Origin of the sequence: Sandarakinorhabdus sp. AAP62, from assembly GCF_000331225.1 — a bacterium.
In the GTDB taxonomy this organism is placed as follows: Bacteria; Pseudomonadota; Alphaproteobacteria; order Sphingomonadales; family Sphingomonadaceae; genus Sandarakinorhabdus.
In genome coordinates, this window is record NZ_ANFY01000001.1 from 1 (window position 1) to 629 (window position 629).

At 51.2% G+C, this 629-nt stretch carries 1 protein-coding gene; it reads left to right on the top strand.

Features of this window, described 5'->3' with window-relative positions; translation table 11 throughout:
- A partial coding sequence (locus D619_RS17485; RefSeq protein ID WP_193743227.1) for a restriction endonuclease subunit S occupies positions 1–629 on the top strand: 629 nt, incomplete at both ends.

Below are 629 nucleotides of genomic sequence, written 5' to 3' on the forward strand. Positions count from 1 at the left end.
ATCCTTGATCTGGCTGTGCGCGGGAAGCTCGTGCCGCAAGATCCGGCTGAAGAACCTGCCACAGAGTTGCTGAGAAAGATCGGGAAGGAACGAGCCGCCTCTAAGCATTCGGGCGTAACCTTGAAGATGGGACGTGGTGGAGAGCGATCACTCAGCCCGTTAGAAGGAGCTCCCCAAGGATGGGCAATCGTTCGATTGGCTGACGTGATTCTTGGGCACGTCGGTGGTGGAACGCCATCTAAAGCGGAACCCTCATTTTGGGGTGGCGACATTCCTTGGGCTAGCGTGAAAGACGTCGGAAAGAGCAAGTTTGTTTCTGATACTCAAGATCGTATCACGGAGCTTGGCTTGGCAAGAAGCTCTGCAAACATAGTTCCTGCTGGTAACATCATACTCGTGACCAGAATGGGTCTTGGTCAGCTTTCTATCAACACAATTGACTTGGCGATTAATCAGGATCTGAGGGCTATTTTCCTATCGAAATATGTCAAACTAGATTATTGCTATAACTACTTCCTAACATGCGAAATTGAAGGGGCGGGCATGACGGTGAAGGGGATCAAACTTGATGATCTTCTTGGCCTTCCATTCCCGCTACCGCCCCTCGCGGAACAACAACGCATCGTCGC